The organism is Streptomyces sp. NPDC052682, from assembly GCF_040678435.1.
Classification (GTDB): Bacteria; Actinomycetota; Actinomycetes; order Streptomycetales; family Streptomycetaceae; genus Streptomyces.
This window is the reverse complement of the sequence record NZ_JBFATS010000012.1, coordinates 14,881-41,219: the sequence shown is the minus strand read 5'-3', so window position 1 is coordinate 41,219 and position 26,339 is coordinate 14,881. Positions and strand designations below refer to the sequence as shown.

The following is a 26,339-nucleotide window of genomic DNA, read 5'->3' as shown; positions in this document are numbered from 1 at the left end:
TACGGCGGGTGACCGACGGCGGCGGAGAACACCTGCCGGCCGCGCCCGGCCGCCGCGTCACCCCCGGCCCGGTTCGTCCTCCGTCGGTGACCTGCCCGCCTATCGTGTGCCGTATGACCAGGATCCCGTACGACACGTCCGGCGAACCGAACCCCCTGCACGCGCTCACTCTCGACCAGCTCAGGCGCCGTACGAGCATGAAGTGGCGCACCTACCCCGAGGACGTGCTGCCGCTGTGGGTGGCCGAGATGGACGTACCGCAGGCCGAACCGGTCGTCCGCGCCGTCACCGACGCGCTGCACCTCGGCGACACCGGCTACCCGGCCGGCACCGCCTACGCCGAGGCGCTGGCCGCGTTCGCCGCCAAGCGGTGGGGCTGGGACGGGCTCGCCGTGGAGCGCACCGCGATCGTGCCCGACGTCATGCTCGGCGTCGTCGAGATGCTGAAGCTGGTCACCGGGCCCGGGGACGCGGTGGTGGTCAACCCGCCGGTGTATCCGCCGTTCTACCCGTTCGTCACGCACATGGACCGGCAGGTGGCCGAGGCCCCGCTCGGCGCGGACGCGCGCCTCGACCTCGGCGTGCTGGAGGACACCTTCCAGCGGGTCACCGCCGGCCGGCGACGGGCCGCGTACCTGCTGTGCAGCCCGCACAACCCGACCGGCACCGTGCACACCGCCGAGGAGCTGTCCGCGGTCGCCGCCCTCGCCGAGCGGTACGGCGTGCGTGTCGTCGCCGACGAGATCCACGCCCCGCTCGTCCTCGGCGACGCCCGGTTCGTGCCCTATCTCAGCGTGCCGGGCGCCGAGCGCGGCCTGTCGCTGATGTCGGCCTCCAAGGGCTGGAACCTGGCCGGGCTCAAGGCCGCCCTCGCCCTGGCCGGACCCGGCGCCGCCGCCGATCTGGCCCGGGTGCCCGAGGAGGTCGGGCACGGCCCGAGCCACGTCGGCGTCCTCGCCCACACCGCCGCCCTGCGCGATGCCACGGCTTGGCTGGACGCCCTGCTGGCCGGTCTCGCCGACAACCGGCGCCTGCTCACCGGCCTGCTCGCCGAGCACCTGCCCACCGTGCGCTACCGCCCCGGGGACGCCACCTACCTGGCCTGGCTCGACTGCCGCGCGCTCGGCCTGGGCGACGACCCGGCGGAGGTCTTCCTGAACCGGGGGCGGGTCGCCCTCAACTCCGGCCTGCCCTTCGGCACGGGCGGGGCCGGGCACGTCCGCCTCAACCTGGCCACCTCCCCCGACCTGATCAGGGAAGCGGTCCGGCGCATGACGGCGGCCCTGGAGCGGGACTGACCTAGACTCCCGCCATGGACCACACCCCGCTGGACCGGCTCGGCGCCGGAAAGTACCTGCTGCTCACCAGCTACCGCAGAAACGGTACGCCGGTCGCCACCCCGGTCTGGGTCGTACGCGACGGTGACGCCCTCGGTGTGTGGACCGTCGCCGACTCCGGGAAGGTGAAGCGGATCCGCAACCGGGCCGACGTTCTGGTCGGCCCCTGCGACGTGCGCGGCAACCCGACCGGCGACCAGGTTCCGGCCACCGCCGAGATCTGCGACGCGGCCACCACCGCCCGCTACCGCGCGCTGATCGCCCGCAAGTACGGCGTCCTCGGCCGGCTGAGCCTGCTGGGCAGCCGGCTGCGCCGGGGCACGCACGGCACGGTCGGCCTCCGCGTCACCCTCGGGGAGCCCGGGCAGCCGTAGCGCCGCAGCTTCGCGACGGGGCGGCCGGTGCTCATCGGTCACGTGGTGCCCGGGCCGGTGTGAGGGTGACGTGCCGTCAGGTCCAGGCCCGGTACGGCTCGTCGACCAGCTGGAAGACCGGCTCGCCGCGCACCGGGTCCTTGGCGGTGGACAGCCGCACCCGGTCCCCGCTGTGGATGCCGATGGGCGGGCCCATGACCCGGCCGCGCACCACGAAACCCTCGGCCATCTCGATGAGGGACACGTTGCGCGCGGCGGGCGTGTTGCGGTGCACCACCGTGGAGTGGCGGACCGTGCCGACGCCCGCGCTGCGCTCCGTGCGCAGGTCACTGCCCCGGCAGACCGGGCACAGCACCCGGTGGTACATGGCGGTGCCGCACCAGGTACAGCGCTGGAAGAGGATGGCCTCCGTGTCAGGTCCGTGGGGCTCGAGCACGCCCGTCGCGGAGCCGGCTGTCTGCTGAGCGACGCTTCCTGAGGGGTGGTACACGCTGGTCAACTCCCTGCACTCGGCCGGAATCCGCGTGCGCGGTCGCCCGTGCACGCGCGTGCGCGGTTCGCCGTGCCACCGTGCACACCGACAAGGTATGGCACTCAGTGCCACCTGTAAAGGCACTCCGTACCCCTGAATTCCGGGCGGGAACGGGCTCAGTCCCGGGCCAGCGTGGTCTCGATCTCCTGCACCACCCGCCACAGCGGGGCCCCGCGCCGGGAGACGACCACCACGACGTCCTCGGGCCGCTCGTCGGCGGGCGGCCCCGCCGTGCCGCCGAAGGCGGCCTGCACATAGCCCAGTGCCCGGTCCACCGCCGCGCTCGCGTCGCCCTGCCCGTCCGACCGCAGCCAGGAGCGCAGCGCGTTGTTGTGCGCCGCGACCACGGCGGCCGCGATCACGTCGGCCCGCAGGGTGCCGTCGCGGCGGCCGGTGAAACGGCCGCGCAGGTACTCGGCCAGGGCCCGCTCGTAGCGCCAGACCACCGACAGCTCGTACGCGCGCAGCCCGGGCACCTTCTTGGTGAGCCGGTACCGCTGAACGGAGAAGGAGGGGTTCTCGGCGTACATGCGCAGCACGAGCCGGGCCGCGTCACAGACCCGGCGCACCGGTTCGGCGTCCGCGTCGCTCGCGGCCAGGAAGGCGGTCATGTCGGCCAGACACCGTTCGTGGTCGGGGAAGACCACGTCCTCCTTGGAGGGGAAGTAGCGGAAGAACGACCGCCGGCCGACACCGGCCAGCGCCACGATGTCGTCTACGGTGGTCTGCTCGTAACCCCGCTCCAGGAACAGCTGGAAGGCCGCCGCGACGAGCGCCTCCCGCATGGGCGGCCGGGCCGTGGCCGCCTCCCCCTTGTCGCCGCGGCCGGGCGCCGCACTGCTGGAGCTCATGGACGTCGAACGTAGCACCCGACCGGCTGGAATGGCACTCAGTACCCCCTGTGGGGAGCACTGAGTGCTGCCGGCCGTCCGGCGGTGGCCACCGGGGTGATGGCGGTCAGGGCGCCGGCGGCCGCGTAGCCGCTGAACCGCCGGTCCACCGGGTCCGTATCCCTCCTCGCACGCGGGCCCGTCCGCACGGACGGAAGGACCGAAGGAGAACAGCGTGTCGACACCGTCCGAACCCCGGCAGCCGCACGACGACGAGGCCCTCGAACCCATCCGGGTCCTGCGACCGCGCCGCACGGACGCCCTCGCGGAACTGTTCCGGGAGTTCACGCAGGACACCCAGGGCCGCACCCCCGGCGCGGGGCCGGTACGTCACGAGTCCTTCGCGGTGCCGGCGCCGCGCCCGGGCTCCGAGGACACGACGAAGGAACTCCCGCCCGTGCGGGGGCGCACCCGGCCGCGCGCGCAGGGGACGACCACACGCCGGGCCGCCGTCGCGATCGCGGTGTGTGCCGCCGCGGTGCTCGGCTTCGGCAGCGCGCTGCTGCTGCTCGGCAGGAGCGACACCGGCGGCGACCGCGCCGCACCGGCTCCGCAGCCGCCGGCGGTGTCCCCGACTCCCACGGTTCCTGCTGCTTCTGCCCCTGTGGCTCCCTCTGCTCCAGCGTCGTCTGCTCCCGCTCCTTCGACACCGCCGCCCGCTTCGGCCCCGGCCGCCGCCCCCGACGCAGCGGGAACCCTCCGCGAGGGGGACACCGGCCCGGAGGTGACCGAACTCCAGCAACGCCTCCTGCGGGTCCCGAACGTCTACCAGGACGGCTCCGCCGACGGCCGCTACGACGCCACCCTGACCGCGGCGGTGGCCCGCTTCCAGCTCTGGTACGGCGTGCGAGGCGACGAGACGGGCGTGTACGGCGACGACACCCGCCTCGCGCTGGAGTCCCGTACCGCGCCGATCGGCTGACTCCGCGCGCCGGACGCATGGACACCCCCGCAGCGGGTCAGGTGATGCAAGGACACCGACATCACTGGGACGGGAGGGCGTGGGCATGGCGGATCTGGAGACGTTCACCGGGCGGCTGGACCCCGACATGTACGTGGTCACCGCCACCGCGGGCGGCGAACGGGCCGGTTGCCTGGTGGGGTTCGCCTCGCAGTGCTCCATCCGGCCCGTGCGGTTCGCGGTATGGCTCTCGGAGGCCAACCACACCTACCGGGTGGCGCGCTCCGCTGAGGTCCTCGCGGTGCATCTGCTCACCCGCGAACAGCACGCGCTCGCCGAGCTGTTCGGCGGGCGGACCGGCGACCGGGAGGACAAGCTCCGGCACGTGCGCTGCCGGGAGGGACACGGCGGGGCCGTCGTCCTGGAGGACGCGGCGGCCTGGTTCGTCGGCCGGGTCGTCACCCGCGTGGAGTGCGGCGGCGACCATGTCGGCTTCGTCCTCGACCCGGTCGAGTGGGGCGAGCGGCCGGCGCACGACGGTCCACTGCTGCGGCTGCACGACGCACTCGGCATCTCCGCCGGTCACCCGGTGGACTGACCCGGCGGCCCGGCACTCGGGCGCCGGGCAGGGGGCCGGGAACGGGCCGGTGCGCGGTGGGCCGCCGGGCGGCGCCCCGGGCGCCGGGGGGCGCGAGGGTGGGCGGCGGAGAAGTGGGGCGGCGTGCGGTCCCGCCGCGTCCGCCGCGCACGAAGGCCACGCTGGTGAACGGCTCACGCGCCCCGGTCGTGCCCGTCCGACGGGCCGCCCTGCCGCTCCGGGTCCGCGCCGTCCTCCGGAACCCGGATGTCCAGGACGCACACGTCGTCCCGCCGCTCCTGCTCGAGCATCGCCTCCAGCAGCGGGTCCAGGGAGCCGCGCCCGCCGGTGTGGTGGGCCGCCACGGCCTCGGCCAGCCGCTGCAGGCCCTGGTCGATGCTCTCCGGGGGCCGCTCGACCAGGCCGTCCGTGTACATGATGAGCCGGTCGCCGGGCTCCAGACGGCACTCGGCCTCCTCGAAGGAGGGCGTGGCACTCGCGCCGAGCAGCAGACCGCGGGGACGGTCGAGGTAGCGCACCCGGCCGTCGCGCAGCAGCAGCGGCGGCGGATGCCCCGCCTGCGCCCAGACCAGGCGCCGCTCGCCCGGGTGGTAGCGGGCCAGCACCATCGTGGCGGTGCCGTGGGAGTCGCGGGAGTGCAGCAGCAGCGTGTTGAGCCGGGCGAGCGCGCCGGTCAGCGACGAGCCCGTGATGACCATGCCCTTGGCGGTGAAGCGCAGCTGTGCCATGGTCGCGACGGCGTCGACCCCGTGCCCGGCGACGTCCCCGACGACGAACAGGGCGTCCCCGTCGGGCAGTTCGATGGCGCTGAACCAGTCGCCGCCGACGTGCACGCCCGACTGCGCGGGCAGGTAGGCGACCTCGACCCGCACCCCGGCCAGGTTCACCACCCGCTTGGGCAGGGGCAGCAGCGCGTGCTGGAGCCGCGCGGCCAGGGTCCGCTCGGCCTGGAGCACGTCGTGCTGGGTGACGATCGCCCGCTCGCTCTCCACGAGGGCCAGCTCCGTCCGCCGCCGCGCGGTCACGTCCTCCACGAAGCCGTGCACCTCGACGGGCACGCCTTGGCGGTCCGCGACGGCCTCGGCGACGAGCCGCAGATGCCGGACCCCGCGCACCGTCCGGATCCGGAACGGCACGTCGAACGTTCGCCCCTCCCGTACCAGGTCGTCGATCGCGCGGGACAGCGCCGGGGCGTCCTCGGGCAGGGCGAGGGCCGGAAGATCGGTGAGGGGGACCGGGCCGTGCCCGGGGTTCCGGTCGAACAGGGAGAAGACCTGGGTGGACCAGGAGGCCTCGTCGGTCGTCAGGTGCCAGTTGGCCCAGCCGAGGTTGCCCAGCCGCTGCAGATCCGCCAGCCGCTGTTCCTGCCGGTCGGAGGAGCCGTGCCGCACCCAGGTGACGACCAGTCCCTCGCCCAGCGGAGCCACCCGCACCGTGTACGTGCGCAGCTCCGCGACACCGTCGGCGACCTCCTGGTGGGCGAACGGCTCGCTCTCGTAGGGCTCGCCCGTCGCGAGCACGCGCAGGCAGCCCCGCCACAGGGGGTCGTCGGCCGGGAGCGGACCCCACTCCAGCAGCCGCCGCCCGGCCAGGTCTCCGTCACCGCCGCCGAGCAGACCGCCCGCCTGCGCGGTGGCCGCGTCGATCCGGAAGTCCTCGATCTCGCCCGATCCGGCGCGCAGCGGGGTCAGCAGCATCGCCGCGAGCGGCAGCACGTCGAACACCGCCTGGACGGTGTTCCCGGACAGGCCGGCGGGCAGCGGGGGCCGGGCGTGGAACGCGCGCAGCCAGCCGGCGCACAGCCGGACGACACCCCGCAGGTGGACACGGTCACGGGGCGTGAACGCCCCGGCACGGCCGCGCAGCACGCCCACGCAGACCTCGAGGCCGCCGGTGCGCACCGGCAGCCAGGCGCGGGAGCGCCACCGCTCGGGCGGATCCCCGATGAGCAGGTACCGCCCGCGGTCCTCGGCGAAGTCCTCCAGCCAGCGCGCCTCACCGGTGCGCAGGGCGTCCAGCGCCGCCACCCCGCTCACCGGCGGCACCTGTCGCCAGGCGGTGGCCAGGGTGTCCTCGACACCGGCGTACCCGGCCAGCTCCAGCCCGCCGGTGGGCCGGCGGGCGTACAGCAACACCGCGTCCGCGCCCAGGTCCGGCGCGAGGTGTTCCAGCAGGCACCGCGCCAGGGCCTGCGGGGTGCGGACCCGGACCAGCAGCCGGCCGAAGCGGGCCAGGGCGGCGGAGACGTCGTCCGGCGCGGCCGCCTCGGAGAACTCGTCCGGGCCCACGACGGCGGGCATGCCGTGTGCCGCCCCTGCCGCGGTGGGGTCCCCCGCGGGCCCGGTGAAGGCCGGCAGCGGGGACGTCAGGGCGCCGAGCGTGATCCAGCACTCCTCCAGCAGCGTGCGGCGCGCCGCCTTGGCCCGCTGGAGGAGCTGCTCGCCGGCGGCGTCCGCGGAACACCCCGTCAGTGCCATGACCGCGCCCTTGGCCCGCTCCACGACCGCCGACGTCGCCGCCTGGTCGCGCAGCCGGTCCATCTCGGCGCGTTGCCGGGCGACGACCCTGGCCAGTTCGGCCAGGTCCGGCGCGGCGCCGGTCTGCGCCGGGGTAGCGGGCTCGCTCATCACGCGTCGAGCATCGCACACGGAACCGGGTTCGTTGACCCGCTTGTGCGCGGATACCGAGCTCACCCGCGGTCCCACCGGCCCCCGGCGGTGCCGCCCGGAGGGCTCAGCCGTCGTCGGGACGGTACAGCCACTGCCGCAGCAGCCGGCTCAGGCGGGGCATGACCAGGTACGTCAGCACGGGCAGCAGGACGAGCGGGAAGACCGCGGCCCGCAGGGGCAGCGGCCAGCCGGTGGTCCGCGGCGTGACCAGCCACTGGACGAGCAGCGTGAAGGGGTAGGCGCCGAGGAAGGTGGTGAGCACCATCTTCCACCGGGGCGGCGACTGCACCGTGGTGCCCGGCAGGCTGAACCAGGTCTCCATGCCGGTCGTCGACTGCCGCTCGCTGCTGACCTCGGTGGCCACGTCCCGGATCCGCCCGTGCCACTCGGCGCGCTCCTCGGAGTCCAGCCAGGCGGCCAGCCGGCGCGGGTCCGACCAGCGCAGCACCGCGTGGTAGCGGTGGCCGTCCTCGGGGTGCAGCCAGGAGACGCCCTCGTTGCCCGGGAACCGGCGCGCGCAGCGGGTGATGCCCCGCGTCCACTCCTCGAACCGCTGCTCGTGACCGGGGCGTACCTGCCAGGTGAGGACCGTCGTCACCGGTTCGCCCCGTCGTACCTGTGGGGTGCTCATCCCTCCACGGGTGCCACACCGGGGGCGGATCATGCCCGGACCGTAGGGCGTCAGCGCCCCGCGGTGCGGCCGACCAGGGCCTCGGTGACGGCCCGGACACTGCGCGCGATGTGCTGCAGCTGCATGATCTCCGCCGCGTACAGCTTGATCGTGTGCTCGATGACCGACTCGGGCAGACCGAGCTGTGGCAGGTCGGCCCGCGCGGTCTGCAGGGCGGTGCGGGCCACCCTGATCTCCTGCTGCACCTGGATCTGGGCGTGCCGGGCGAGCAGCACCGGGTGCCGCAGGAACGCGGGGTAGCTCGCGTAGCGGGCCGGCACCAGCTCGCGCAGCCACTTGGCCGCCGAGCGCTCCCAGTCGTAGCTGCCGGGGGTCTTCACCTGGCAGGGCCAGTCCGGGCTGATGCGCGTGGACGTCAGGGGCATGGTGATCGCTTCCGGGATGTAACGGCGTCGCGGGGGTGGACGACGGGGGTGGGGCGGCCCCGGCCTAGGGGATGACCGGGACCGCCACGGGCGGTCGCGCAGGCGATGCCCGGGCGGGCAGCCGGGACGCCGGAGCGGGTAGGAGCCGGCGGCGTCGGATGCCCGTGATGCCTGAGCAGTATTTATATATGCGATCCGGTTTGCAAGACGTATGAAAACATTCATACGTGCTTCGATCAGGGCGGTGTCCCTGGTGAGGCGCCTGCGCGGGTCAGTCCCTGAGGAAGAACTGGAGCTGGTCGGCGACCTGTTCGTACGCGTCGAGCCGGGCCTGCGTCCGCTCGGGGTCCGCGTCCGTCATGGCCTGGAGGAGGGCGGCGCACATCACGCCCGGCGCGGCGTAGGAGTCGAAGACCAGACGTGAGCCGGTCCCGGTGGCGAAGACGACGTCGGCCTCGTCGGCGAGCGGCCCGAGCGCCAGGTCCGTGATCAGCGCGACCTTCAGCCCGGCGCGCCGCGCGACCCGGACCGCGGTCAGCGTCTCCTCGGCGTGCCGCGGCATCGAGAAGGCCAGCACCCAGGTGCCGCCGGCCTCCCGCGACTGCAGCAGCGCGTCGTAGGCGACGCTGCCGCCCCGCGTCACCAGCCGTACGTCGGGGTGGATGCGGCGGGCCGCGTAGGCGAAGTACTCGGCCAGCGACACCGAGATGCGCAGCCCGAGCACCGTCAGCGGGGCCGACGCGGACAGCTCGCGGCCGACGTCGATCACCAGGTCGGGGTCCGCGAAGTCCCGCCGCAGGTTCTCCAGGTTCTCGATCTCTGCGTCGACCGCGGCCTGGAGTTCGTTGCCCCGGTTCTCCTCGGCCGCGCCTCCGGCGAGGGTGCCCAGGGCGATCGACTGGAGTTTCTCGCGCAGCGCCGGATAGCCGCTGAAGCCGACCGCCGAGGCGAACCGGGTCACCGACGGCTGGCTCACGCCCACCCGCTCCGCGAGATCCGTGATCGACAAGAACGCCGCCTCGGTGATGTTCTCGATCAGGTACTGGGCGATGCGGCGCTGGCCGGGGGAGAGCCGGGGCCGGTCGAAGAGCGCCCTGAGCTGGGAGGTGGGGGAGGCCTCCGCTTCCGCGTCCGTCTTCCCCGAACTGATCGCGGATGCCTGTGCGCGTGCCTGCTGCGGCGATGGCACCGGTGCGCCTCCTTCGTCTCCCACGGAGGGACAACATAGCCCACCCCACCCTGGTGACCAGGGCTTGTGCCCGGCGCCACATTCGGCGCCCGCGTGCGGGGATAGCCCCGCCCGGGACGGGAACCCGCCGCCTCGGAAGATCCTTACCGGACGCGGCAGGAGCGCCGTACCGGCACGCACGACGCAGGAGGCAGCCCGTCATGACCGTCCCCGAGGAGAACCGCCGCAAGACCGGCACGACCGACGACGTCCTGGAGGACACCGCCGGGAACCGGCAGCAGGACGAGTCCCGGACTCCGGGCGCCACCGGCCGCACGCTGCGCGAGGCGCTGGAGGAGGCCGAGGTCCGGCCCGACGACTACGACGAGCGGTAGAGCCGGCGCGGCCACCGCATCCGACCGACGCACCCTATCTTTCGGCAGGTGAGAGCGGTATGAGCGCACTGAGTGCGCTGGAAGAGGCCCTGGAGAACCGCTGGGAGGCCCTGTGGGCGCGGGTCCTCGGCAAGGAACCGGTGGAACTCCTCGACGCCCTGCAACGTGAATGCGACAGCAACGCCGTGGTGTGCCCCGAGGGCCGCGTCCTGGTGCCCAACGCCTACGACGTCGAGCTCGCCGACCCGGTGCACGAGGAACTGAGGCGCTGGGGCACCCGGGTGGGCCAGGAGCTCACCGACCGGCTCGCCCGGCACGGGGAGCGGCACGGCTACGAGTGGGCGGGTCCGCTCGCGGTGCACGTCACCCGGTCGTCCGACGTGCCCAACGGCCGTTACCGGGTCACGAGCCGCGTGATGCCGCACGTCAGCGCGGAGGGGTTCCAGCACGCGGCGGCCGCCGGGCGCTAGACCGGCTCCGCGTGGCGGCCCGCTCAGGCAACGGGGCGGGCGACGTCTCCACCCCCTGCTTCCCCCGCCCCGGACGGACCCGCCCCGGCGTGCGGCGGCGGGAGGGAACGAGAGGAGCCGGCTAGCCCTGTCGCGTCCGCTCCCACCGCGCGAGGTCACCGCTGCACGAGTCGTACCGACAGACCGTCCGCCGTATAGAGGGGCACGGCTCGCAGCACGTCCGAGTGCAGCTCGATCCGGTCGAACTGGCCGCGCAGGCGCGGCGCGCGCAGCACGGGGACGACCGTACCGGGGGAGGGCGGGCACTGGGCATCGAGCCGCAGCGTCAGCGCGCTGCCCTGGCCCAGCACGGCCCGCCGTGCCACCGACAGCGCCGGGCCGTGGTCCCTGCGCAACAGCAGGTCGAGCGTGCTGCCACCGTCCTGGACGTACGTGCCGCGCAGCCGCAGCACCTCGTCCACGCGCAGCGTGCCGCCCGCCACGCGGACATCGCCCTCGCCCAGGGCGTGGGGCGACGCGGCCACCAGCGTGCCGTCCTCGACGACGGTGCCGCCCTGGTACCGGTTGTGCCCGGTCAGGGTGAGCGTGCCGGTGCCCCGCTTGGTCAGGCCGCCGGTGCCCGTGATGTCGTTGCGCCAGCTGTCGGCCGCGTGGAAGCCCCCGGCCGCCGCGTCCAGCGTGACGGTGACGTCGCGGGCGAAGGCGCCGTACCCGTCCGCCGCCGTGAACAGGTCGAGACGGCCCCACTGCTCGAAGCCGTCGAGCAGCACGTACCCGCCGGGCAGCGCCGTCGTGCGCAGCACCTCGCGCCGCTGCTGCGCGGTGAGGTACGGCAGTCGCGTCTCCAGCAGCACCTCGGCTCCCTTCGGCACGGTCAGGGGCTCGTCGCGGCCCTGCCGGGGCAGCACGTACGTCAACCGGTGCCGCACCGCGCGGGCGTTGGCCTCCCGGTCGGCGTAGGGGTCGGTGGCGGTGTCCGCCGCGTGGGCGTACGCGTACAGCGTGTCGGGCGTCGTGCCGGTCCGCTGCGTGAAGTAGGCCAGGGCCTGCGCGCGGGCAGCCGCCTTGAGTTCGGCGTTCGCCGGGTCCGCCAGGGTGGCGGCGGCCAGCGCGGTGGCCATGATCCGGCCGCCGATGACGTCGACGGTGGAGTGCATACCGGCCACGATCCGGGTGTGGCTGAGCTCGTGGGCCCGGGTCACGAGCTCCTGGAAGCGCTCGGGGACCGCGTACGCGTAGGCGAGGGACGCCAGGTGGAGGGCGTTGGTGTGGCCGCTCGGGAAACCGCCGTCCTCGGCCGGCTTCTCGGCGCGCTGGCGCAGCAGTTGCGGGGCGACGACGACCTTCGAGTCGTAGACCGGGTAGCCGAACTCGTCCGTCTTCCCGGTGTCGACGACCTCGCTGTCCTCGTTCATGCGCCACGGGCGCGGGTACTGGTAGGCGAACTTGGCCGGGTTGCCGGAGGCCCAGGTGCCGCGCACGGTGTCGACCAGCCGGGCGACCGTCCCGAGCTCGGAGTCGTACGAACCCGCGCCCAGCGCGGAACCGGCCGGGGCGTCGGCGGGCACGGCGTCGCTGACCTTGCCCGGCGGGGTGCCGTCCGGGGCGCTGGTGATGGAGGTGACCGCCTTGGCGCCCGCCTTGTACAGGCCGGCGAGCGGGCCGAGGCCGCCGATCACCGAGTAGCTCTGGTGCTGGCGGTCGATGATGAAGGCTTCCTTCGCCTGCGCCTCGGTGCGCTCGGCCGTGATCCGCGCGCAGTAGCGCATGTTGGCGCGCAGCACCTCCGGCCTGAGCACCGTGCCGGTGTTCCAGGCGTCGCCGGTCTTCCAGACCCGGGCGAAACCGCCGAGGACGCGGACGACCGCGTTGGTCTCGGGCGTCTGGTTCGCCAGGACGTTGGTCCTGTAGTCGTCGACGAACGCGGCCGGGGCGGTGGCGGCCTTGGCGTCCGCCGCGGTCAGCCAGGACGCGAAGGTCGGGGCGGCCACCAGGGCGGCGGACCCGCCGAGCGAGGCCTTCAGGAAACGCCTCCGGTTCACGGCGGGGCGCGTGGGGGAGTGGTGCCCGGCGGTTGACGGCATACGGCTGCCTCTCTTGAGTTCTTCGGCCGGGTGGCCGGGGGAGTGTGCGGAAGGGAGTGGCTCCGCTGGTGGGCGGGTGAGCAGGATCAGGTGGTGTGTCGGTGAAGATCTACGGCGGGGCCGTGTCCCGGTGGAGAGGTCCCGTCGACGCGCCGGTGGCCTGCGGGTGAACGGCCCGGCTGCTGGGCTGCGCGCCGCTCGGGGCGGTGCCCGCCCGGCGGTGAGCGGCGGCCGTTTCCCGCAGACGGCACCTGTTCGACAGGCAGCGGCACCCCCTCGCGCCGGGTCGTGCGCCCGCCGGGCGCGGCCGGGCGGTCGGTGCTTCGGGCGGGTGCCGTGGGGTCGGTGCTTCGGGTGGGTGGCGCGGGGTCGTGCACCCGGGGTGTGGCCGAGCGGCCAGTACTGCGCGGGGGCGTGAGGTCGTACGTACACCGGCCCGGGCGCGGGGCGCGGCCGAGCGGCCGGTGCCCCCTGGCGGCGTAAGCTCCTGCCGCCGCCCGAGCTCGACCCGACGCCCGGCCCCCCGCGACTCACAGCAGCGAACGGGCCAGCGCCACCGCCCCGTCGACCGGCGGCACCCGCAGCGCCCGTATCCGGGTCCCGGGAAGGGCGGAGTCGAGACAGGAGGCGAAGGCCTCGTACAGCGCGGGCTGCGCGAGCACCGTACTGCCCGCCACCACGACGTCCTCCACCACGACCCCCCGCTCGGCGAGCCGCACGACGAGTCCGGCCAGCGCCCGCCCACCCTCGGCGATCACGCCCCGGGCGAGCACCGACCCCGCCTCGGCGGCGGCGAACACCACCGGCGCGTGCCGGCCCCACTCGGCGGAGACATCGGCCGCGGCCTCCAGGGCCGCCCCCAGCGCGGGCACCTCGGGCACGCCGAAGGCGGCGAGCAGCCCGTCCGCCAGTGCGTCGGGCTCCTCCCCGCGATCGTGTGCGGCCCACACCGCCCGGGCGGCCTCGCGGACGAGCCCGGCCCCGCCGCCCTCGTCGCCGAGGACCGCGCCCCAGCCGCCGACCTGGACCGGCGTGCCGTCGGGCAGCCGGCCCACCGCGACCGAGCCGGTGCCGGCGACCAGCCCGACCCCCTTGTCCAACCCCGCGGCGGGGACGAGGAGTTCGGCGTCGCCCACGACCAGCGCGGGAACCTTGAGCCGATCCTGGAGCGCGGCGCGGATCCGGGCGCACTGGCGTGCGGTCTCACAGGCGTGGGCGCCCACGGCGACGGCCGACGGGCGAGCGCCCGCCGGCAGGGTGTCGTGGACGAGGGCGGCCAGCCAGTCGGCGGCGGCCACCGGGTCGTGCGGCCGCCAGCCGCTGCTCGGGCGGACGTGGTCGGCGACGGGCTCGCCGCCCGCGAGGGCACGCAGCTGCGTCTTGGTGCCGCCCACGTCGATTCCGACCGCGTAAGGCGTGGAGTCCTGCACGGATCCTCTTTCGTCGGTGCGCCGTCCTTGGGCGAACGGTGGGCGAACCGTGCGTCGCAGAACGGCAGTTGAAGAGGTTCGGGAAGCCCCGGGACAGGCTTCTTACGGCCACGGCAGGCGAGTACCGTGAAGTTCGTTAGGAAGTTAACTAACGAAGTAGGGTGCGTCAAGGGGCGCGGAATTCCCGACGACGCGCCATTCTTGCGGCCGTCACCGCCGCAGCAGCACGACCTGGGGAGAACATGCAGCTGAGTGAGAGTGCCCGCGTGGTGTTCGACGTCCTGGCCGGGGCGGGCACCGCCACGCGCCCCCAGCTGGCGGCCGGTGCGGGCCTGTCCAAGCCGACGGTCTCCTCCGCCGTGGCCGAGCTGGAGGCCGCCGGACTCGCCGCCCACTCGGGCACCGCCTCCGGGGCCACCGGCCGGTCCGCCGCCGTCTACCGGCTCGGCCCGGCCGCGGGCGCCGTACTCGCCGTCGACCTGGGCCCCAGCCTGACCCGGGTGCGGGGCTGCGCCCTGGACGGGACCCTGCTCGCCGAGAAGACCGGCACGCGCCCCGAAGCCGCCGGCACCGTCCGCGAGGTTCTGCAAGAGCTGCCCGCCGGAGCCCCGCTGCGGGCCGTCGTCGTCGCGGTCGGCGACGTCACCACCCGGGACCGGGAGGGCGCCGGGGAGCGCCCGGCGACCGCCAAGGCCGGACCCGTCTTCGACGCCATGACCGTGGCCCTGCCCGAGGGCGTACCGATCCACGTCGAGAACAACGTCAACTGCGCCGCGCTCGCCGAGCTGCACGAGGGCGCCGCCCGGGGCCGCGACACCTTCGGCTACCTGCGCATCGGCGTGGGCATCGGCCTCGGCATCGTCGTCGGCGGCCGGGTGCTGCGCGGCGCGAACGGCGCCGCCGGTGAGGTGGCCCGGCTGCCCTACCCCTGGGACGACGGCCGTGAGCCCCGGCACGAGGGCCTGGAGCGGCACATGGGCGCACGCTCCCTGGTGCGCCGGGCCTCCCGGGCCTGGCGGGACGGGGACGGCCCGTGCCCGCGCAGCGCCGACCGGCTCTTCGCCCTCGCCCGGCAGGGCCACGCCACCGCCCGGGCGGTGGTGGCCGCTCACGCCACCGACATCGGCCGGCTCGCCGCCGCCGTGACCGCCGTGCTGGACCCCGGACTGATCGTGCTGGGCGGCGCGACCGGGTCGGATCCGCAGCTGCTGGCCGGGGTGCGGGCCGAGCTGGCCCGGCTGAGCTGGCCCACCGAGGTGGTCAGCAGCGTGGTCGGCGACACCGGCACCGTGGCGGGTGCGAGCAGGCTGGCGGTCGCCCACGGAATCCAAACCGTGACCGGAGCTATGACGGCGAAGCATTGACTCGTTCCGGGTCGGTCTGCCAATGTCCGGACAAGCGCTTTCTGAGCCGGCCGGGACGCCGGCTTCGGGTGAGCGTCCCGACCGTACGCGATGTACGGCAGCCGCACGAGGGCGTGCTTGTGCGACAACGGCCCTCATGGCCGGGGATCCCACCGTGATGGCGACGTGGCCGGGCGAGGCCGCGCCCCCCGGAAAGTGACATCTCCTGCAAAATGCACCCGTGCCGCCTCGGTCGGCGCCGTGCTCCGTCTGCTATGACGAAAAGGGATCGAAGATGACCAGTGTGGGTGTGCGGCGCTCCCGCCGACTCGGCCGTGGCGGCATACGCCGCGTGGTTCCCCTGGCTGCCGTGGCCACGGCAGGGGCCCTTCTGCTCTCCGCCTGCGGCTCGGGGTCCGGGTCCTCGGGCGGGACCTCCAAGTCGCTGACGTTCTGGATCTCCACGGTTCCGGGGCAGGACGCCGGCTGGAAGAAGCTGGTGGCGCAGTACAAGAAGGAAGCCGGCGTCTCCGTCAAGCTCGTCAACATCCCCTACGACGGCTACACGACGAAGCTGCACAACGCCGCGCAGGCGAACTCCCTGCCCGACGTGGCGGCCGTGCCGGCGCTGGACCCGATCTGGTCGAACAAGCTGATCGACCTCAAGTCCATCGCCGACAACAAGAGCTACAACATCAACACCAACTTCGTCGCCAAGGACTCCTCCGGGAAGGTGCTGTCCATTCCCTCGGACATCACCGCCTCCGGCCTGTTCATCAACAAGACGCTGTTCGAGAAGGCCGGCGTCTCCTTCCCGACCTCGCCCCAGAAGACCTGGACCTGGACCGACTTCATCAAGGCGGCGAACAAGGTCCGCGAGAAGACCGGCGCCAAGTACTCCCTGACCTTCGACCAGTCGCCGTCCCGGCTGCGCGCCATGGTGTACGAGATGGGCGGGAAGTACGTCCACGCGGACTCCTCCGGCAAGTTCTCCGTGGACGCGGCCACCAAGAAGGCCGTGAACACCTTCGTCGGATGGAACGACAACAAGACCATGCCGAAGTCGGTGTGGACCAGCGGCGCCGACCCGTCCGCCATGTTCCAGAGCGGTGACGTGGTCGCCTACTGGTCGGGCGTCTGGCAGGTCGCCGCCTTCGCCGAGAGCATCAAGAAGTTCGAGTGGGCGAGCGTGCCGACGCCCGCCGAGCCGGTGCAGGCCAGCGACGTCAACAGCGGCGGCATGATGGTCGGCTTCAACAACAACGGTGACGCGGCCAAGGCCGCGCAGAAGTTCCTGTCCTGGGTCTACGAGCCGGACCACTACCGCGAGCTGTGCGAGGCCTCCGGGTTCCTGCCGGTCGAGAACGGCCTGAACCCGAAGTACCCCTTCACCTCGAAGGCGGCGCAGGCGGCGTTCAAGCTGTACAACGAGGAGATCCCGCTCTACGCCCCGATCTCCGGCTACTTCAACAACGCGCAGACGCAGTGGGTGCTGAAGGGCAAGAGCCTGACCGAGGACCCGACCAAGACGGAGCTCGGCAAGGCGATCAACGGCCAGCAGTCGGCCGACAAGGCCCTGGAGAACATCGTGGCCGGCTACAACCAGCAGGTCGGCGGCGGATCGTAGGCCGCAGGGCCGGGCGGCGGGGCGAGAGGCCGCCGCCCGGCCCCGGACGCGCCCCGTGATGCCGGGCTCCTGGCGTGAGCCCCCTGCAATCCCTTCCACCAGCACGGAGTCAGTAAGATGACAAAACGCGCCCCGGACGTGTCCGCGAGCCCGCCCAGGAGACGCAGTAAGTACACCCTTGCGCCGCTCGTCCTCATCGCGGCCAATGTCGTGCTCTTCGCGCTGTTCTTCGTCTGGCCTGCGGTGATCGGGCTCGTCTACTCCTTCACGAACTACACGGGTGTGGGGGTGTTCCAGTTCGTCGGACTGGACAACTACCGCAACCTGTTCGGGGACTCCACGTTCTACGACGCGCTGACCCGGACGCTGCTGTACACCGTCCTGTTCGTCCCGCTGAACTTCGCGCTCTCGCTGCTCGCCGCCAACCTGGTGGTGAGCAAGCACGCCAAGGGCTCCTCCGTCGCCCGCGTCATCTTCTTCATCCCGTGGCTGCTGTCGCCCATCGTCGTGGGCGTGCTGTGGCGGTGGATGTTCGGTGAGAACTTCGGACTGGTCAACTACGTCATCGAGAAGTTCGGCGCAGGCGCCGTCCCGTGGCAGTCGGACGCGGACCTGTCGCTGCTGGTGGTGGTCATGGCGGCATCCTGGATGTGGACGGGTTTCACGATGCTGCTGTTCATCGCGGCGATCAAGAACGTACCGGTGTCGTACTACGAGGCGGCCTCGCTCGACGGCGCCGGTCCGTGGCGCCAGTTCATCAGCATCACGCTGCCGAGCATCGCGCCCACCTCGTTCATCGTCATCCTGCTCAACACGATCAACGCGATGAAGGAATACCCGGTGTTCGTCGCCCTCAACAACGGCGGACCGGGCTCGTCGAACAACCTGCTCGTCCAGTACATCTACGAGACCGGCTTCAAACGGGGCCAGATCGGCTACGCGAGCGCCGCGTCATTCGTGCTCATGCTCATCCTGATGGCCGTCGCGATCATCCAGCTGATCGTCAACCGGCGGGTGGAGAACCGATGACTACCACAGACATGCCACGCCCGCTCGACGCCGATGCCGAACAGCCCGTTTCCCGGCAGCGCCCCCGCACAGCGGTCGGCGGTGGGATCCGGCGGGCGGTGCCCGCGACGACACTTCTGTGGATCCTGGCGTTCCTCTACGGGTTTCCGGTGCTGTGGTTCGTTCTCAGCTCCCTCAAGCCGGCCAGCGACCTGTTCTCCTATCCGCTGACGCTGGTTCCGCGCCACCCCACCCTGTCGGGCTTCAAGGCGGCGTGGGACAGCGCCAACTTCTCCCAGTACTTCATCAACACGGCCATCGTGTGCGTGATCACGACGATCCTCACGGTGGGCGTCAGCTGCTGCACCGGGTACGCGCTGGCCAAGTACGACAACAAGTGGCTGAAGGTCTTCTTCCTCTGCATCCTGGCCACCACGATGCTGCCGTCCGAGGTCATGCTCGCCCCGGAGTTCCTGGTGGTCCGCAACCTCGGCCTCTACAACTCGTTCGCCGGCATCATCCTCCCGGCCGTGCTCACCGCGACCGGATGCTTCATGTTCCGCCAGTTCTTCCTGACGGTGCCCGACGAACTCGTGGAAGCCGCACGCATCGACGGCGCCCGCGAACTGGCGATCTTCGCGCGGATCATGGTGCCGCTCTCCCGGCCCATCATGCTGACCCTCGCCATCCTGTCCTTCCAGTGGCGCTGGAACGACTACATCTGGCCGCTGCTGATGCTCAACGACCCCAACAAGTTCACCGTGCAGATCGGCATCCAGAGCATCGTCGGCGCGCAGAACATCAACTGGTCGGTACTGCTCGGCGCATCGGTCATCTCCATGATCCCGCTGATCGTCGTCTTCCTGGTCTTCCAGCGCTACGTCATGAGCGCCGACATCAACGCCGGACTGAAGGACTGACCGTGCAGATCACCCTCGACCGCGAGTTCGTCCGCGCGGTGGCCAGCGCCGCCGACCGGCTGGCCGTCCCGCTGGCGGCCCGCCCGGACGAAGAACCGGCCGGTGTGCCCCATCGCGGTCTGGCGCACCGGGTGAAGACACTGCTAGCGGCGTACCGTTCACCGGACTCGGCGCTGCACGGCAGCAGGCCGGCCGTCGACGCCGCGATGACCCACCTCGCCGCTCTCAGGGCCCTGCAGACCCCTTCCGGCCTCTTCGCCGGCGGCGACAACGTGCAGTCACCCCCGGATTCCGCGTTCACCATCAACGACGTGTGCGACGCGCACGTCATCGCCGTGAGTGCGGGACCGGACCTGCGGGATGTGGCCGCCGCGCTCGCCGAGATCGCCGGCGCTGCTTCGGAGAGCCTCCTGACGGGCGGGGTGCACACGCCGAACCACCGATGGGAACTGTGCGCGGCGCTCGCCCGGCTGCACCGGTCGTTCCCGGACGGCCGGCTGCTCGACCGCATCGAGGCATGGCTCGCCGAGGGCGTCGACATCGACGCGGAGGGCCTGTACTCGGAGCGCAGCGCCAACTACGCGGCCCACGTGTCCAACCCGTCGCTGGTGCTGCTGGCCGACGTCCTCGGGCGCACCGACCTGCTGGACGCCGTCGAACGCAACCTCAGCACGACCCTGGACCTCGTCCTGCCGGACGGCACCGTGGAGACCGTCCACTCGCGGCGACAGGACCAGAACCACCGGTTCTCGCTGGCGCCCTACCTGCCGCTGTACCGGCTGATGGCGATCCGCACCGGCCGGGGCGACTTCAGCCGGGCCGCCCGGCTGGCCGCGGCCTGCGGCGGCACCGACGATCCCGGCCTGCTCGCCGGGACCCTGCTCACCCCGGACCTGTGCCGCGCGCTGCCGGCACCGGCTCCGGACACGCTTCCCCGCGACCGGTACCTCTCCACGGCGCGCCTGGCCTCCCACGCCTCCGCCGCCGCGCACACCGTGGTCTACGGCGGCTCCGACGTGCCCGAGTGCCGGCGCATCCGCTCGGGCCTCGCCAACAATCCGACCTTCCTGCGGATGTACGCGGGCGACGCCGTCCTCGACGCGGTCCGGCTCTCCCGGGGGTTCTTCGACATGGGCCCGTTCCGTGCCACGGACATGCGGCCGCTCGCCGAGGGCCGCTACCGGCTCACCGAGACGCTGTCGGCCGCCTACTACCAGCCGCTCCCGCCCGACAAGCGGCGGTCCGACGGCGCCTACCAGATGGCGGACGAGGGCCGTTTCTCCGCCGCGATGGCCTTCCCGAACCGGCTGCGGGAGGAGGTCACGCAGACGACCGGCATCGACGTGGACCTGCGGGACGACGGTGCCGACCTGCGGATCGACATCAGCGGACCACGAGTGCCGTGGGCCCTCGAACTGACCTTCCGGCCGGGCGGCGTCCTGCACGGCGCCGCACCGCTCGGCGAGGGACGCTGGTGTCTGACGACCGGGCCGATGACCTACCGGGCAGGCGACGACGAGATCCGCGTCGCGGTCGACGTCCAGGCCGGGGAGCCGCTCGCCGGGCCGGACCGGAACGAGGTCCTGCGGTACGACCCGGGGCAGGACTACACCTTCCTGGGCGGAACCGACGCGACGACCGGCGAACGGGTCTACGTCGGCGGCTACGGCCCGCACACCATGACCCTCGCCCTGCGCGCCGGCCGGCCCGGACACGCCGGCTGACCTTTCGGAAGCCGCCGACGACCAGTGTGCGGGGTGGAGGCTCACCGCACGCGGGCCTCACCCGGCGGCAGCACCGGCCCCCGTACGACGAGGTCGGCCCGGTCCCGGGTCGCGGCGACCAGTTCTGCGTTGCGCTGGTCCGTACCCAGCACCCACGCCACCGCCTCCTGGTGCCCCTTGCCGAACTCCTCGTGCCGGGCGACCAGCCGCCGGATCCGTTCCGCCTCCTCCAGCTCGCAGAACCACACCTCGTCCAGCTGGGGCCGCACCCGCGCCCAGGCACCGGTGTCCAGCAGCAGGTAGTTGCCCTCCGTCACCACCAGCCGGGCCGTCGGCGGTACCGGGATCGCCCCCGCGAGCGGCTGCTCCAGCACCCGCTCGAAGCCGGGCGCGTACACCACGTCGCCGTACGCCTCCTCCCGCAGGCGCCGCAGCAGCGCCGCGTACCCGGCCGCGTCGAAGGTGTCCGGCGCGCCCTTGCGGTCCCGCAGGCCCAGCCGGTCCAGTTCGGCGTCGGCGAGGTGGAAGCCGTCCATGGGCACGTGGGCGACCCACGGCTGTCCGGATCCGTTCAGTTCCCGCACCAGGCACTCGGCGAGCGTCGTCTTGCCCGCACCGGGGCCGCCGGCGATGCCGAGGATCGCCCGCCGCCCCCCGCGGGGGAGGGCCCGGGCACGGTCGAGGAGATCGTCGAAGGTCAGCGCCACACAGCAGAGTGTGTCCGAACACCCCCCTCCCGCCCCAGTGTGGCGTGCGCCACAAAGTGGACGGTGCCGTCGCGGGGAACCGGTCCTGTATGACGCAGCTCGGTCTTCCCGACGACATCCAGGCCTGCCTCTTCGACCTCGACGGGGTCGTCACCAAGACGGCTGTGGTGCACGCGGCCGCCTGGAAGGAGATGTTCGACGCCTTCCTGCGCGCACGCGAGGGGGACGACGTCCGGCCGTTCGGCAGCGACGACTACGACCAGTACGTCGACGGCCGCCCGCGCGCCGACGGGGTGCGCACCTTCCTCGACTCGCGCGGCATCCACCTGCCCGAAGGCACCCCCGACGATCCACCCGACGCGCAGACCGTGCACGGCCTGGGCAACCGCAAGAACGAGCTGCTCCTGGAGAAGATCCGCACCGACGGCGTCGAGGCGTACGAGGGCACCCTGCGCTATCTGGAGGCGGTCCGCGCCCAGGGGCTGCGGACCGCGATCGTCTCCTCCAGCGCCAACTGCCGGGACGTGCTGCGCTCGATCGGCGCCGAGCACTTCTTCGACGTACGCATCGACGGCGTGGTCGCCGCCGAGCGGCAGCTGCCCGGCAAACCGCACCCGGACACCTTCCTGGCCGCCGCCCACGACCTCGGCGTCGAGCCGTCCCAAGCCGCCGTCTTCGAGGACGCCCTGGCCGGCATGGACGCGGGCCGCGCGGGCGGCTTCGGGTACGTCGTCGGCGTCGACCGCGTCGGGCAGACCGACGCGCTGTACGCCCACGGCGCCGACGTCGTGGTGAAGGACCTCGCCGAGCTGGGAGGCAAGGAGTGATCGCACAGCGCGCGTACGCCGTCGAGCCGTGGACCGTACGGGAGACGGAACTCAACCTCGACGTCCTGGCCCAGAGCGAGTCCGTGTTCGCGCTGTCCAACGGGCACGTCGGCTGGCGCGGCAACCTCGACGAGGGGGAGCCGCACGGCCTGCCCGGCTCCTACCTCAACGGCGTCTACGAACTGCACCCGCTGCCGTACGCGGAGGCGGGCTACGGCTACCCCGAGTCCGGCCAGACCGCCATCAACGTCACCAACGGCAAGGTGCTGCGGCTGCTGGTCGACGACGAGCCCTTCGACCTGCGTTACGGGCGCCTCGTACGGCACGAGCGGACCCTCGACCTGCGCCGGGGCGTGCTGGAGCGGACCTGCGAGTGGACCTCACCCGCCGGGTCCACCGTACGGGTGCGCTCCACCCGGCTGGTCTCCCTCACCCAGCGCGCGATCGCCGCCGTGGCGTACGAGGTGGAGCCCGTCGACGGCCGCACCCGCGTGGTCGTGCAGTCGGAACTAGTCGCCAATGAGAGCCTGCCCCAGCCGGACGGCGACCCCCGTGCGGCCAAGGCACTGAAGTCGCCCCTGGAGCCCGAGGAGGACCTGGCCGCCGGGAACCGGCTGCGCCTGGTGCACCGCACCCGCCGCAGCGGCCTGCGCGTCGCCGTCGCCGCCGACCACGTCGTCACCGGGCCCGAGCGCACCACCACCGCCAGCGAGAGCAACGTGGACGTGGCCCGGCTGACCGTCACGTCCGTGCTGGAGCCGGGGCAGACCCTGCGCGTGGAGAAACTCGTGGCGCACGGCTGGTCCGGCGCCCGTTCCCGTCCCGCGATGAGCGACCAGGTCGAGGCGGCCCTGGCGGCGGCCGCACACAGCGGCTGGCAGGGCCTGCTGAGGGAGCAGCAGGCCTACCTGGAGGACTTCTGGGCGCGCGCCGACGTCGAGGTCGACGGCGACGAGGAGATCCAGCAGGCCGTCCGCTTCGCCCTCTTCCACGTCCTGCAGGCCGGCGCCCGCGCCGAACAGCGCGCCATCCCCGCCAAGGGCCTGACCGGATCGGGCTACGACGGGCACGCCTTCTGGGACACCGAGGCGTTCGTGCTGCCCCTGCTGACCTACACCGAACCGAAGGCCGCCGCCGAGGCGCTGCGCTGGCGCCGCAACACCCTGGACGCCGCCCGGGAACGCGCCGCCCAGCTCGGCCTGCGGGGCGCCGCGTTCCCCTGGCGCACCATCGAGGGCTCCGAGGGCTCCGCGTACTGGCCGGCCGGCACGGCCGCCTTCCACGTCAACGCCGACATCGCCGACGCCGTCGTGCGGTACGTGGCGGCCACCGGCGACGAGCACTTCGAGCGGGAGGTGGGCGTCGAGCTGCTGGTGGAGACCGCCCGCCTGTGGCGCTCCCTCGGGCACCATGACGACCGGGGCGTCTTCCACATCGACGGCGTCACCGGGCCCGACGAGTACACCGCCATCGCCGACGACAACACGTACACCAACCTCATGGCCCGGGCGAACCTGCTGGCCGCCGCCGACGCCTGCAAACGCCACCCCGACCAGGCCGAACGGCTCGGTGTCGACGACGAGGAGAGCGCCTCCTGGCGGGCCGCCGCCGAGGCGATGAACGTCCCCTACAACGACGACCTCGGCGTGCACGAACAGCACTCCGGCTTCACCCGCTACCAGCGCTGGGACTTCGCCGGCACCGGCCCGGACCAGTACCCGCTGATGCTGCACTTCCCCTACTTCGACCTGTACCGCAAGCAGGTCGTCAAGCAGGCGGACCTGGTGCTGGCGATGTACACCTGCGGCAGCTACTTCCAGCAGTTCCACGACGAGGAGCAGATCGCCCGCAACTTCGCCTACTACGAGCCGCTGACCGTGCGGGACTCCTCGCTGTCGGCGTGCGTGCAGGCCGTGATGGCCGCCCGGACGGGCCACCTGGACCTGGCGTACGCCTACACGGGCGAGGCCGCGCTGATGGACCTGCACAACCTCCAGCACAACACCCGCGACGGGCTGCACATCGCGTCCCTGGCCGGCACGTGGCTGGCCCTGGTCGCCGGGTTCGGCGGGATGCGCTGCGAGGACGGCAACCTGCGCTTCGCCCCGCGCCTGCCCCAGGCGTTCAGCCGGCTCGCCTTCACGGTGCAGTTCCTCGGCCGGTGCCTGCGCGTGGAGATCACCCCGGACCAGGCCACGTACACCCTGCGCTCCGGCCCGCCCCTGACACTCGCGCACCACGGCGACGAACTGACCGTACGCGAGGACGCCCCGGTCACCCGCCCCGTACCCCCGGCCAAGCCCCGCCCGACCCCCGAACAGCCCCCGCACCGCAAACCTAACCCCCGCTGAACACGCACGAGCTCGGTCGCCCGGCCGCCCCGGGCATGCGCGCCGTTCGACCGCCTGACCGGCGCCCGCGTCGGCCCCACCGCCCGGCGTGCCGTGCGCCCGGCCGCCGGGCCGGTCGGCGGTGCTCGCCCGCCGCCTCGCCGGACCGGCCGCCCGGCACCGCCGCCCGCGCCGGACGGCGGCCGGGGGTGCGCGCCGTTGGCGACCGCCTCACCAGCGCCCGCGTAGCGGCCCGACCGGCTGTTTCCCCGCCAACCGTCAGGCAGTTGGCCGATACCGCCTGCACATCCGTTCCATCGGGGTTACTTTGTGCGTGATCTTCCCTGGGTCAGCCTCCGCTATCCGAGGCTGCGAGGGGCTCGGCGGCCCTACGGCACGTAGGGGGTGAGGGAGAGGCGGACGATGACCAGCGGCGGCGGCGCCATCCTCGAAAGTATGCGACGGGGCGAGAGAACGACCGGGCCCGGCACGTCCCGCCGGGCCGGCGGACGCGGTCCGCTCGCGGCGGTGGCCGGCGCGTTCACGCTGGCGCAGCTCCTCCTCGTACGCCCGGTGCTGGGCCTGGGCTGGGACGAGGTCGTGTACGTCAGCCAGGTCACCGACCACGCGCCGGCGGCCTTCTTCAGCGCCCCGCGCGCCCGGGGCGTCTCCCTGCTGGTCGCGCCCATCGCGTCCTGGTCGTCCTCGACCCCGCTGCTGCGCGTCTACCTCGCCCTGCTCTCCGGTCTCGGCCTCTACCTGGCCCTGCGGGCCTGGCGGGGCCTGTTCCCGACCCGGGTGCTCGCCGCCGGCGGCGCCCTGTTCGCCTCCCTGTGGGTGACCCTGTTCTACGGTCCGCAGGCCATGCCCAACTACTGGGTCGCGGTCGGCGCCCTGATCAGCGTCGGCTGCTTCCTGCGGTACCGCTCCGACCCCACCGCACGGATGGCGCTGTGGGGCGTCGGCGCCGGAGCGATGCTCATGGCGTGGATGCGGCCCACCGACGCCGTGTGGGTGACGGTGCCGCTGCTGGCCGTCGCCCTGCTGCGACGCCACTGGCGGCTGCTGCTCACGCTCCTGGTGGGACTCGCGGCGGGCGCGGTGGAGTGGGTGATCGAGGCGTACGTCGGCTACGGCGGTCTCGCGCAGCGGCTGCACGACGCCTCCGCGATCCAGGGCGGCCTCGGCTGGCAGATCGCCGTGGAGGACCAGCTGCGCAGCCTCGGCGGCCGGGCCCTGTGCCGACCGTGCACCGGGGCGATGCCCCACCCCCTGCTCGTCCTGTGGTGGTTCGCCCTGCCGCTGCTGGCCGCCCTCGGCCTGGCCGTCGCGGTCCGGGCCCGCCGTACGACCCGCACGCTGCTGCCGCTGGCCTGCGCCACCACGGCCGCGCTCCCGTACCTGTTCATGATCGGTTACGCGGCCCCGCGCTTCCTGCTGCCCGCCTACGCGCTGGCGGTGATCCCCGTCGCCGACGCCCTGTGGCACCTGGTCAAGGCACCCGGCGGACGGTGGCGGCCGGTCGTGGCGACGCTGGTCGCGCTCGGGCTGGCCGGCCACCTGGCGGTGCAGTTCGCCGTCCTCACCCGCGTCGTGGACCGCAACGCCGACAGCCGCCGGGACTGGGCCCGCACCGCCACCGAACTGCACCGCCTCGGCGTACGGCCACCCTGCCTGGTCACCGGCTACGAGGCCATCCCTCTCGGCTACTACGCGCGGTGTTCCTCCGGGGCGACCACCGGCCACAACGAGAACACCACCAGCGCCGAGATCCGGGACACCGCACGCCGGATCCCCGTCGCCCACATCGCCGAGGCAGGCGGCACACCGCCGCGCTACGCCCGGTCCTGGCCCGCGCACCGGATCGGCGACCTCGAGGTCCGCATCGCCCCGGCGTCACTGCGGCAGGGCCGCGGCTGAGCCCGGACGGGTGTTTCCGCTCCAGCCGG

Annotated in this window: 23 protein-coding genes; 14 read left to right on the top strand and 9 right to left on the bottom strand. The window is 73.2% G+C overall.

All coding sequences use genetic code 11. The features are described from left to right. The first annotated feature begins 113 nt into the window (after positions 1–113). Complete coding sequence (locus tag AB0K80_RS20220; protein ID WP_365671475.1) at positions 114–1,298, top strand: aminotransferase class I/II-fold pyridoxal phosphate-dependent enzyme; 1,185 nt, start codon at positions 114–116, stop codon at positions 1,296–1,298. 14 nt (positions 1,299–1,312) lie between these two features. Next, positions 1,313–1,711, top strand: a complete 399-nt coding sequence (locus AB0K80_RS20215; RefSeq protein ID WP_365671473.1) for a PPOX class F420-dependent oxidoreductase — start codon at positions 1,313–1,315, stop codon at positions 1,709–1,711. A gap of 76 nt (positions 1,712–1,787) precedes the next feature. On the opposite strand, the gene AB0K80_RS20210 is transcribed toward AB0K80_RS20215, so the two are convergent. Continuing rightward, on the bottom strand, positions 1,788–2,201 hold the full coding sequence (locus AB0K80_RS20210; RefSeq protein ID WP_365671851.1) for a zinc ribbon domain-containing protein: 414 nt from the start codon (positions 2,199–2,201) through the stop codon (positions 1,788–1,790). 158 nt (positions 2,202–2,359) lie between these two features. After that, positions 2,360–3,094: a TetR family transcriptional regulator gene (locus tag AB0K80_RS20205; RefSeq protein ID WP_365671472.1), complete on the bottom strand. Its 735-nt coding sequence runs from the start codon at positions 3,092–3,094 to the stop codon at positions 2,360–2,362. 214 nt (positions 3,095–3,308) lie between these two features. On the opposite strand from AB0K80_RS20205, the gene AB0K80_RS20200 reads away from it, so the two are divergent. Both AB0K80_RS20200 and AB0K80_RS20195 read left to right on the top strand, forming a co-directional pair. Next, complete coding sequence (locus tag AB0K80_RS20200; RefSeq protein ID WP_365671470.1) at positions 3,309–4,055, top strand: peptidoglycan-binding domain-containing protein; 747 nt, start codon at positions 3,309–3,311, stop codon at positions 4,053–4,055. 85 nt (positions 4,056–4,140) lie between these two features. Further along, the gene (locus AB0K80_RS20195; RefSeq protein WP_365671468.1) at positions 4,141–4,632 is read left to right on the top strand and encodes a flavin reductase family protein; all 492 of its coding nucleotides are present in this window, start codon (positions 4,141–4,143) and stop codon (positions 4,630–4,632) included. Positions 4,633–4,805: 173 nt separating this feature from the next. On the opposite strand, the gene AB0K80_RS20190 is transcribed toward AB0K80_RS20195, so the two are convergent. The 4 genes from AB0K80_RS20190 to AB0K80_RS20175 form a co-directional block, all read right to left on the bottom strand. Then, complete coding sequence (locus AB0K80_RS20190; protein ID WP_365671466.1) at positions 4,806–7,259, bottom strand: SpoIIE family protein phosphatase; 2,454 nt, start codon at positions 7,257–7,259, stop codon at positions 4,806–4,808. A gap of 106 nt (positions 7,260–7,365) precedes the next feature. Beyond that, positions 7,366–7,932, bottom strand: coding sequence for an antibiotic biosynthesis monooxygenase (locus AB0K80_RS20185; protein ID WP_365671464.1), 567 nt, complete (start codon positions 7,930–7,932; stop codon positions 7,366–7,368). Between the two features lie 50 nt (positions 7,933–7,982). Continuing rightward, a complete protein-coding gene (locus tag AB0K80_RS20180) occupies positions 7,983–8,363 on the bottom strand; it encodes a hypothetical protein (RefSeq protein WP_365671849.1) in 381 nt (126 codons plus the stop codon). A 265-nt stretch (positions 8,364–8,628) separates the two neighbouring features. Beyond that, complete coding sequence (locus tag AB0K80_RS20175) at positions 8,629–9,546, bottom strand: MurR/RpiR family transcriptional regulator (protein ID WP_365671462.1); 918 nt, start codon at positions 9,544–9,546, stop codon at positions 8,629–8,631. A 200-nt stretch (positions 9,547–9,746) separates the two neighbouring features. Here AB0K80_RS20175 and AB0K80_RS20170 point away from each other — a divergent pair, with 200 nt between their 5' ends. After that, positions 9,747–9,920 (top strand): hypothetical protein, encoded by a 174-nt coding sequence (locus AB0K80_RS20170; RefSeq protein WP_365671460.1) that lies wholly within the window; start codon positions 9,747–9,749, stop codon positions 9,918–9,920. Between the two features lie 59 nt (positions 9,921–9,979). Further along, positions 9,980–10,390 (top strand): DUF3662 domain-containing protein, encoded by a 411-nt coding sequence (locus AB0K80_RS20165; RefSeq protein ID WP_365671457.1) that lies wholly within the window; start codon positions 9,980–9,982, stop codon positions 10,388–10,390. A 155-nt stretch (positions 10,391–10,545) separates the two neighbouring features. Here AB0K80_RS20165 and AB0K80_RS20160 read toward each other — a convergent pair whose 3' ends face one another. Further along, positions 10,546–12,474, bottom strand: a complete 1,929-nt coding sequence (locus AB0K80_RS20160) for a phosphatase PAP2 family protein (protein WP_365671454.1) — start codon at positions 12,472–12,474, stop codon at positions 10,546–10,548. A 530-nt stretch (positions 12,475–13,004) separates the two neighbouring features. Then, entirely contained in the window at positions 13,005–13,904 is a 900-nt protein-coding gene (locus AB0K80_RS20155) for a BadF/BadG/BcrA/BcrD ATPase family protein (RefSeq protein ID WP_365671452.1), read from the bottom strand. 242 nt (positions 13,905–14,146) lie between these two features. Between AB0K80_RS20155 and AB0K80_RS20150 the strand changes: the two genes are divergently transcribed. The 5 genes from AB0K80_RS20150 to AB0K80_RS20130 all read left to right on the top strand — a co-directional run bounded on the left by AB0K80_RS20150 (position 14,147) and on the right by AB0K80_RS20130 (position 20,526). After that, a complete protein-coding gene (locus tag AB0K80_RS20150; protein WP_365671450.1) occupies positions 14,147–15,268 on the top strand; it encodes an ROK family protein in 1,122 nt (373 codons plus the stop codon). A gap of 274 nt (positions 15,269–15,542) precedes the next feature. Beyond that, positions 15,543–16,874: an extracellular solute-binding protein gene (locus tag AB0K80_RS20145; protein WP_365671448.1), complete on the top strand. Its 1,332-nt coding sequence runs from the start codon at positions 15,543–15,545 to the stop codon at positions 16,872–16,874. Positions 16,875–16,991: 117 nt separating this feature from the next. Continuing rightward, on the top strand, positions 16,992–17,903 hold the full coding sequence (locus AB0K80_RS20140; protein ID WP_365671447.1) for a sugar ABC transporter permease: 912 nt from the start codon (positions 16,992–16,994) through the stop codon (positions 17,901–17,903). Continuing rightward, the gene (locus tag AB0K80_RS20135) at positions 17,900–18,802 is read left to right on the top strand and encodes a carbohydrate ABC transporter permease (RefSeq protein WP_365671445.1); all 903 of its coding nucleotides are present in this window, start codon (positions 17,900–17,902) and stop codon (positions 18,800–18,802) included. Before AB0K80_RS20140 ends, AB0K80_RS20135 begins: the two co-directional genes overlap by 4 nt. Positions 18,803–18,804: 2 nt before the next feature. Further along, entirely contained in the window at positions 18,805–20,526 is a 1,722-nt protein-coding gene (locus AB0K80_RS20130; protein WP_365671443.1) for a hypothetical protein, read from the top strand. Between the two features lie 41 nt (positions 20,527–20,567). Here the strand turns inward: AB0K80_RS20130 and AB0K80_RS20125 are convergent, their stop codons facing one another. Continuing rightward, positions 20,568–21,233, bottom strand: a complete 666-nt coding sequence (locus tag AB0K80_RS20125; RefSeq protein ID WP_365671441.1) for a nucleoside/nucleotide kinase family protein — start codon at positions 21,231–21,233, stop codon at positions 20,568–20,570. Positions 21,234–21,322: 89 nt separating this feature from the next. Between AB0K80_RS20125 and AB0K80_RS20120 the strand changes: the two genes are divergently transcribed. The 3 genes from AB0K80_RS20120 (at position 21,323) to AB0K80_RS20110 (ending at position 26,310) form a co-directional block, all read left to right on the top strand. Further along, complete coding sequence (locus tag AB0K80_RS20120) at positions 21,323–22,060, top strand: beta-phosphoglucomutase family hydrolase (RefSeq protein WP_365671438.1); 738 nt, start codon at positions 21,323–21,325, stop codon at positions 22,058–22,060. Continuing rightward, entirely contained in the window at positions 22,057–24,411 is a 2,355-nt protein-coding gene (locus AB0K80_RS20115) for a glycoside hydrolase family 65 protein (protein ID WP_365671436.1), read from the top strand. Before AB0K80_RS20120 ends, AB0K80_RS20115 begins: the two co-directional genes overlap by 4 nt. A gap of 402 nt (positions 24,412–24,813) precedes the next feature. Then, complete coding sequence (locus tag AB0K80_RS20110) at positions 24,814–26,310, top strand: hypothetical protein (RefSeq protein WP_365671434.1); 1,497 nt, start codon at positions 24,814–24,816, stop codon at positions 26,308–26,310. Positions 26,311–26,339: the final 29 nt, after the last annotated feature.

Excerpts from the sequence above, each read along its gene's own strand:
- AB0K80_RS20220 (WP_365671475.1), top strand. The coding sequence starts at position 114 with ATGACCAGGATCCCGTACGACACGTCCGGCGAACCGAACCCCCTGCAC.
- AB0K80_RS20215 (WP_365671473.1), top strand. The coding sequence starts at position 1,313 with ATGGACCACACCCCGCTGGACCGGCTCGGCGCCGGAAAGTACCTGCTG.
- AB0K80_RS20205 (WP_365671472.1), bottom strand. The coding sequence starts at position 3,094 with ATGAGCTCCAGCAGTGCGGCGCCCGGCCGCGGCGACAAGGGGGAGGCG.
- AB0K80_RS20195 (WP_365671468.1), top strand. The coding sequence starts at position 4,141 with ATGGCGGATCTGGAGACGTTCACCGGGCGGCTGGACCCCGACATGTAC.
- AB0K80_RS20190 (WP_365671466.1), bottom strand. The coding sequence starts at position 7,259 with ATGAGCGAGCCCGCTACCCCGGCGCAGACCGGCGCCGCGCCGGACCTG.
- AB0K80_RS20185 (WP_365671464.1), bottom strand. The coding sequence starts at position 7,932 with ATGAGCACCCCACAGGTACGACGGGGCGAACCGGTGACGACGGTCCTC.
- AB0K80_RS20170 (WP_365671460.1), top strand. The coding sequence starts at position 9,747 with ATGACCGTCCCCGAGGAGAACCGCCGCAAGACCGGCACGACCGACGAC.
- AB0K80_RS20165 (WP_365671457.1), top strand. The coding sequence starts at position 9,980 with ATGAGCGCACTGAGTGCGCTGGAAGAGGCCCTGGAGAACCGCTGGGAG.
- AB0K80_RS20160 (WP_365671454.1), bottom strand. The coding sequence starts at position 12,474 with ATGCCGTCAACCGCCGGGCACCACTCCCCCACGCGCCCCGCCGTGAAC.
- AB0K80_RS20150 (WP_365671450.1), top strand. The coding sequence starts at position 14,147 with ATGCAGCTGAGTGAGAGTGCCCGCGTGGTGTTCGACGTCCTGGCCGGG.
- AB0K80_RS20145 (WP_365671448.1), top strand. The coding sequence starts at position 15,543 with ATGACCAGTGTGGGTGTGCGGCGCTCCCGCCGACTCGGCCGTGGCGGC.
- AB0K80_RS20140 (WP_365671447.1), top strand. The coding sequence starts at position 16,992 with ATGACAAAACGCGCCCCGGACGTGTCCGCGAGCCCGCCCAGGAGACGC.
- AB0K80_RS20135 (WP_365671445.1), top strand. The coding sequence starts at position 17,900 with ATGACTACCACAGACATGCCACGCCCGCTCGACGCCGATGCCGAACAG.
- AB0K80_RS20120 (WP_365671438.1), top strand. The coding sequence starts at position 21,323 with ATGACGCAGCTCGGTCTTCCCGACGACATCCAGGCCTGCCTCTTCGAC.
- AB0K80_RS20110 (WP_365671434.1), top strand. The coding sequence starts at position 24,814 with ATGACCAGCGGCGGCGGCGCCATCCTCGAAAGTATGCGACGGGGCGAG.